Source organism: Amycolatopsis kentuckyensis (assembly GCF_002155975.1).
Classification (GTDB): Bacteria; Actinomycetota; Actinomycetes; order Mycobacteriales; family Pseudonocardiaceae; genus Amycolatopsis; species Amycolatopsis kentuckyensis.
The window spans coordinates 1-6278 of record NZ_MUMI01000697.1; the positions used below are offsets into that span (position 1 = coordinate 1).

7 protein-coding genes are annotated in these 6278 nt (G+C 72.1%); 2 read left to right on the plus strand and 5 right to left on the minus strand.

Annotated elements, in window-relative coordinates; all coding sequences use genetic code 11:
• The coding region (locus CCN39_RS45830; RefSeq protein WP_341867733.1) for a DUF6801 domain-containing protein at positions 1 to 937 on the minus strand (937 nt) is incomplete at its 3' end.
• A 251-nt stretch (positions 938 to 1188) separates the two neighbouring features.
• On the opposite strand from CCN39_RS45830, the gene CCN39_RS45835 reads away from it, so the two are divergent.
• Together CCN39_RS45835 and CCN39_RS45840 are read left to right on the plus strand one after the other, a co-directional pair.
• Positions 1189 to 2118, plus strand: a complete 930-nt coding sequence (locus CCN39_RS45835) for an ATP-binding cassette domain-containing protein (protein WP_086853235.1) — start codon at positions 1189 to 1191, stop codon at positions 2116 to 2118.
• On the plus strand, positions 2115 to 2948 hold the full coding sequence (locus tag CCN39_RS45840; protein WP_086853236.1) for an ABC transporter permease: 834 nt from the start codon (positions 2115 to 2117) through the stop codon (positions 2946 to 2948). Before CCN39_RS45835 ends, CCN39_RS45840 begins: the two co-directional genes overlap by 4 nt.
• A 176-nt stretch (positions 2949 to 3124) precedes the next feature.
• On the opposite strand, the gene CCN39_RS50955 is transcribed toward CCN39_RS45840, so the two are convergent.
• Genes CCN39_RS50955 through CCN39_RS45860 form a run of 4 tightly spaced genes read right to left on the minus strand, consistent with a single transcriptional unit; the run spans position 3125 to position 6166 of the window.
• The gene (locus CCN39_RS50955) at positions 3125 to 4231 is read right to left on the minus strand and encodes a glycosyltransferase (protein ID WP_167455377.1); all 1107 of its coding nucleotides are present in this window, start codon (positions 4229 to 4231) and stop codon (positions 3125 to 3127) included.
• Positions 4228 to 5004: an alpha/beta fold hydrolase gene (locus CCN39_RS45850; protein ID WP_086853238.1), complete on the minus strand. Its 777-nt coding sequence runs from the start codon at positions 5002 to 5004 to the stop codon at positions 4228 to 4230. Before CCN39_RS45850 ends, CCN39_RS50955 begins: the two co-directional genes overlap by 4 nt.
• On the minus strand, positions 4992 to 5282 hold the full coding sequence (locus tag CCN39_RS45855) for an acyl carrier protein (protein WP_086853240.1): 291 nt from the start codon (positions 5280 to 5282) through the stop codon (positions 4992 to 4994). The genes CCN39_RS45850 and CCN39_RS45855 overlap by 13 nt, the downstream gene beginning before the upstream one ends.
• The gene (locus CCN39_RS45860; protein ID WP_244211320.1) at positions 5279 to 6166 is read right to left on the minus strand and encodes a polyketide synthase dehydratase domain-containing protein; all 888 of its coding nucleotides are present in this window, start codon (positions 6164 to 6166) and stop codon (positions 5279 to 5281) included. Before CCN39_RS45860 ends, CCN39_RS45855 begins: the two co-directional genes overlap by 4 nt.
• Positions 6167 to 6278: the final 112 nt, after the last annotated feature.

Below are 6278 nucleotides of genomic sequence, written 5' to 3' on the forward strand. Positions count from 1 at the left end.
TCGTGGAAGTCGTCGGTTCCGTGGTCGGGGTCGTCGGCTCGGTAGTCGGGGTCGTGGGCTCCGTCGTCGGAGTCGTCGGCTCCGTCGTGGGAGTCGTCGGTTCCGTGGTCGGAGTCGTGGGCTCCGTCGTCGGTGTGGTGGGCTCGGTGGTGGGGGTCGTGGGTTCGGTGGTCGGCGTCGTCGGCTCGGTGGTGGGGGTCGTCGGTTCCGTCGTCGGCGTCGTCGGTTCCGTCGTGGGCGTCGTCGGCTCGGTGGTCGGCGTTGTCGGGGTGGTCGGTGTCGTGGGGGTGGTCGGCGTGGTGGGCGTCGTCGTGCCGCCCGCCGGCTTGATCTCGAACGTGCCCAGCTGCTGGTTCTGGCCCGGGACCGCGATGCAGTCCGAGGTGAACGTGCCGAGGTCGGTCGGCTGCCCGTCCGCGGTGCGCGGGGTCATCGTGGTGCTGAAGTTCCCGACCGTCACCGACGCGGTGCCCGGGCTGGGGAACGTCACCGCCGGCGCCTTGCCACTGCTCTTGACGTGGAACGCACCCGACGGCGGCACCGGCGTCGAGGCGATGGTCAGCGGGAGGTTCAGGTTCAGCGTCTTGTCGACCGGGTACTTGAGCACGGCCGCGGCCTTCGCCGAGCCGTCCAGCGAAGTGGCGCCGACCAGGGCGAGCCCCTCGGTGGCGGTCTCCGGCACGGTGACGTCGACGTCGAAGGTGATCGGGGTCGACGCGGCGCCCGCGACGGCGTTGTCGGGCAGGTTGGTGTCAATCTTCACCGACAGCACCTGGTCGCCGATCAGCGGGAACGGGCAGTTGTAGTTGAGCGTCAGGCTCACCGGCGCGGCCTGGGTCGGGCCAGCACCGACGAGCGCGACAGCGGCCGCGACCCCGGCGGCGGTCACGGCGGCCAGGCCGAAGGCGGGCTTTCTCGACTTCCACGAAAACTTCACGGGTCGTCACCTCGGGAAATGGGGGAATTTCGGCAAAGCTACCTCCGTGTTTCCGGGTGAACAAGCCGCTTCCGATTCTTTGTCACGCACATGGGATCGCCCCGGTCCGGAAGAGTCACGCAGGTCAGGCCTTGTCACGCGCGTGCTATCCGTTTTCGCGAAAATTGTCACGCGTCCGGCGAATGGCGGCGGACTTCTTGATCGCGACGGCCCGGTCCCGATACCTTTTGCGAGGCAGGAAAGGAGCGGCCATGTCCCAGCCGGTCATCGCCGTGACGGACCTCGCGAAACAGTACGGCGAAGTCACCGCGCTCGCCGGGATCAGCCTCACCGTCGCCCGCGGCGCGGTGCTGGCGGTCCTCGGCCACAACGGCGCCGGGAAGACCACCCTGATCGACATCCTCAGCACGCGCGTCCGGCCGAGTGCGGGCAGCGCCCGCGTCTGCGGCTACGACGTCGTGCAGCGCGGCCGCGCGGTCCGGCGGCGGATCGGCGTGACCGGGCAGTTCGCCGCGGTCGACGACACGCTGTCCGGCCGCGGCAACCTCGTGCTGATCGCCCGGCTGCTCGGCGCGAAACCGCGGCAGGCGCTCGCGCGTGCCGCGGAACTGATCGCCGCCTTCGGCCTCGAAGACGCGGCCGACCGCCCGGCCGGGACGTACTCCGGCGGGATGCGGCGCCGGCTGGACCTGGCCGCGGGCCTCGTCGGCGCACCCCAGGTCCTCTTCCTGGACGAGCCGACCACCGGTCTGGATCCGGTGAGCCGGGCCGGGCTGTGGACGACCGTCGAGGGCCTCGCGGCGCGCGGCACCACGGTCGTGCTCACCACCCAGTACCTCGAGGAAGCGGACCGGCTGGCCGACCACGTCGTCGTCCTCGGCTTCGGGCACATCACCGTGTCGGGGACGCCGGCGCAGCTGAAGGCCCGCCTCGGGACCCGCACCGCGACGTGCACGTTCGGCACCGAACTGGCGTTGCGGCGCGCGGTGGATGCGTTGTCGCGCCTGGGTCTCGCGGCCGGTCGCGCCGGGCTGGTGCTCACCGTGCCGCTGTCCGGCCCGGGTGACATCCCGGTGGTGGTCCGCGCCCTCGACGCGGCGGGCGCGCCACTGCGGGACCTGACGGTGACCGAGCCGACGCTCGACGACGTCTACCTTTCCCTGCACCGGGCGGCATCGTGACGCAATACCGGCACCGCGCGGCCGTCGCCGCGCTCGGCGACCCCGCGGCGTGGCCCGAATCGGGCTTCTGGACACAGGTCCGGGTCCTGACGGCCCGCTCGCTGGGCACGGCGTTCGGCGACCGCCGGCTGGTCTTCTTCGGACTGTTGCAGCCGATCGTGCTGCTGTTGCTGTTCAGCCAGGTCTTCAGCGGCGTCGGCGCCCTGCCGGGCGTCGCGGCGTACCAGGGTTACGTGAACTTCCTGGTGCCGGCCACCCTGGTCAACATCGCGATGACGACGGCGATGAGCTCGGGAGCGGGCCTGCTGGCGGAGATCTACGGCGGCTTCACCGGACGGCTGCGCTGCCTGCCGATCTCGCTGTTCTCGGTCCTGGTGGCGCGGACCCTGGCGGATTCCGCGCGGTTGGGTGTCCAGCTGGTGGTGACGGCGCTGGCGAGCGTGGCCTTCCTGGGCTTCCGCCCGGCGGGCGGCGTGGTCGGCCTGGGGCTGGCCTTGGTCTTGACGCTGGTGGTCGGCTGGTGCCTGAGCTGGGTGTTCGTGGCGATCACGACGTGGTTGCGCAAGGCGGAAACGCTGCAGGCGGCGTCCTTCGTGGTGATGTTCCCGCTGATGTTCTCGTCGAGCGCGTACATGCCCCTGGACACGATGCCAACATGGGTCCGCGCGGTCTCGACGATCAACCCCCTGACCTACGCAATCGACGCAACCCGCGCCCTCGCCCTCGCCCGCCCGCTCGGCTGGTCCCTCCCGGTGGCATTGCTGATCGCGGCGGCCGCCGCACTGGCAGGCTCGTTCCTCGCCGCCCGCACCTTCCGCACCCACCCCTAACCCCCGTGATCAGCCCCGCAACCGACGTGATCAGACCCGTAACCCGCGTGACTGGAGCCGGAACCGGCGTGATTGAAGCCGTAACTCGCGAGTTCCGGCCCCAATCACACGAGTTCCGGGCTCAATCACGCGAGTTCCGGCTTCAATCACGCGAGTTCCGGCCTCAATCACGCGGGTTACGTGAGTGACTCCAGGTGGGTTGCTGCCTCTTCCGCGCCGCCGGCCGCCTCGAAGGACTCGCGGATTCGGGATGCGCCGGGCGCGTGGTTCGGAGCTGACTCGATTGCCTTGCGGATGTCGGCCGCCTTGGCGCGGTCGAAGCGGAGGCGGACGCCTGCCGAGGCCGCGACCACCTGCTGGGCGAGCATCGACTGGTCGTCGCGGATCGGGGCGACCACCAGCGGCACCCCCGCCGCCAGGGCTTCGCACACCGTGTTGTGGCCGCCGTGGCAGATCACCACCGACGCCCGGGCGAACACCGCCACCTGCGGGATCCGCCGGGCCAGGCGCACGCTCTCGCTCACCAGCTCACCCGTGGGGTCCACCACCAGCCCCTGCACCGACGGCATCCCGGCCAGCGCGTCGACGCTCTCCGCGAGGAACCGCGCGCCCGCCAGGTCGTTCGACGTCCCCAAGGTGACCACGACCAGCGGGCGGGAGTCCCCCGGCGACCACTCCTCCGAAGCACCCGGCAACACCGGCCCGACGTACGCCACCGGCACCGCCTGCCGCGCGTCCCCGGCCAGGGCCCGGGTCGTGAACGCCAGCACCAGGTGCGGCGAAAACCGCAGGTCACCGAGCAGTACGCCGTGCCGGGCGCGCAACCCGGCCTGCAACTCCGCAACCCAGGACGCGATCTTCGGCATCGCCCCCAGCGGGTCGGCCAGCTCGGTGGACGTCGACGCCGACGTCGCCCACGGCAGCCCGCACCGCGCGGCCACCAGCGCCCCCGCCATCGCCTGCTGGTCCACGACGACCACGTCCGGTGCAAACGCCGCGACCGCGGCGGCCACGCCCGGCACCATCGCGTCGGCCAGCGGCACCAGGTACGACTCCCACAGGTACTTCAGCGCGGCGAACCCGCGCAGCTCCGGCGGCCGCAGCGACAACGCGAACGGACCCGAGTCCCCGGCCGGGAACACGCGGCCGGAGACCAGCGTGGACAGAGCGGGCTCGGGACCGCACCAGGCGACGGCGTGCCCCCGCGCGGAAAGCACCGCGGCCACCCCGCGCAACGGCGCCACGTGCCCGGCCAGCGGCGGCACGACCAGCAGGAACCTCACGCCGCGTGCCGCTCGACCCAGCGCAGCACCAGCTCGCGCACCTCGCGGTGCTGCTCCACCAGCACCGAATGCCCCTGCCCCTCGAACACGTGCAGCTCGCCGTTCGGCAGCAGCGACGTCAGCGCTTCGAGGTCGTCGGCCTGGTAGCCGTGACTGCCCAAAATGGACAGCACCGGGCAGCCGATCGCCGCCACCTGCTCCCAGGTCAGCAACGGCCCGAGCGGCACCTCCTCGGCCATCTTCGTCGACGTGATCCGCTCGGCCGCCAGCCGCGCCAGCCGCCGGTGGTGGGCGCTGAAGTTCGCCTCGATCCAGTCGAAACTCTCCTCCACCTGCAGGAATCGCACGGTGTGCGCCAGGATCGCGCTCATCTTCTCCGCCCACACCTCGGTCGCGGGCTCGGACTCGATGCACACGATGCTGCGGACCCGGGCCGGATTGGCCACGGCGTAGCTGTAGGCCAGCGTGCCGCCGAAGCTGTTGCCCACCAGGTGCACCGGCCGGTCGACGCCGAGCTGCCGCAGCAGGTCGTCGAGGTCGGCGACGAAGTCCCCGAGGGTGTACCCGCGCTCCGGCCGCTCGGTCTTGCCGTGCCCGCGCAGGTCGTAGCTGATCACGTCGATGCCGGCGGCCGCGACCGGCGGCGCCAGCGTCAGGTAGAAGCTCGCCAGGCTGTCGGTGCCCATGCCGTGCAGGAACACCACGGTCTCGGTACCGCCGGCGGGCACCAGCTGCACGTTCGTGCGCAGCCCGTTGACCGTCATCGTGGGCACGTGCGCTCCCCCACGAACCGGGCGATGTCGCCGACGGTCAGCCCGATGACGTCGTCGAGGTCCTTCTCCGCCAGGTACTCGGCGAGGTTGACGTCGGCCCCGAAGTGCTCGGCGAGGATGCTCGCGAAGGTCACCAGGTCGATGCTCTCCAGCTGCAGGTCTTCGTGGAACGTCGTGTCGGGCGTGATCTCGACGCCGAGGACTTCGGCGTCGCCGACGAGCTCGGCGAGCAGCTCGGCGACGACGTCGAACGTGGCGGACGCGTGGTCGATGGTCATGACGTGCTCTCCAGGTGTGCGATAGCGGTGTCGCCTTCCAGCTCGACCGTGACGGCGAAGCGCGGCAGGTCCCGGTGCCGGCCGGACACCGTGCCGTCGTCGTGGACGCGGATTTCCGCCGGGTAGACGGGTTCGCCGAGCCGCGCGCGGACGGCGTCCTTGACGGCGATCCGTTCCAGCAGCCAGCCGCGCTGGCGCCGCGGCGGGACGGCCGCGAACTCGGCGCGTTCGGACGCGCTGAGGTAGATCCCGGCGTAGATGTCCCGCGCAGCGACCGTCGGCCAGCGGTCGGTGACCGCGACCGAGCCGTCGTCCCGCCGTTCGGCGAGGAGGTGCTCCGCCGGGAAGGCGTAGACGCGGTGGGCGGCGCGGTCGCACGGGAACCGGACGTCCCGCCAGCCCTCGATGCTCGCCAGGACCCGGCCGCCGGCCACCAGCTCGGCGTCCATCTCCAGGACGTCCGGCCGCGGCAGCCGGACCCGCACCAGGCACTCGAGCCGCGTCCCGGGCGCCGGTTCGGGGCCGTGCCAGGTGAGCCGGCCGATCGAGCGCGGGAAGGCCAGCAGGTCGTCGGACCGGGTGGCCATCAGCCAGCAGCCGAGCAGCTGCCCGACGTTGTCGAGCAGCCCGCCGGGCGCGGCCGGGACGACCAGTTCGCCGCGGATGTGCTGCTCGCCGAGGCCGGTCAGCCGGGCCAGGCCCTGGTAGGAGGGGCCGTGGAACATCTCGCGCCGCGCGTAGATCTCGGCCGCGCTCAGCGGCGGCTCGGTCTCCGGCCCGGGCACTCCGGCCCGCGACGGCGGTGGCGAGAAGGCCCCGAGTTCGACGGTCATCAGCGCGTACGGCCCGATTTCGACGCTCACGTGGTCGCCGTCGCGGCTCATCGACAGCGGCACCCGCTGCGCCGGGTCGAGTCCACTGTGGACGTCCCGGTGCCCGCCCTCCCGCCCCCCCCTCCCCCCCCTCCCTCCCCCCTCCGCCCCCCCCCCCCCCCCC

Coding starts and splice junctions, on each gene's coding strand:
- CCN39_RS45835 (WP_086853235.1), top strand. CDS start 1,189: ATGTCCCAGCCGGTCATCGCCGTGACGGACCTCGCGAAACAGTACGGC.
- CCN39_RS45855 (WP_086853240.1), bottom strand. CDS start 5,282: ATGACCATCGACCACGCGTCCGCCACGTTCGACGTCGTCGCCGAGCTG.
- CCN39_RS45860 (WP_244211320.1), bottom strand. CDS start 6,166: ATGAGCCGCGACGGCGACCACGTGAGCGTCGAAATCGGGCCGTACGCG.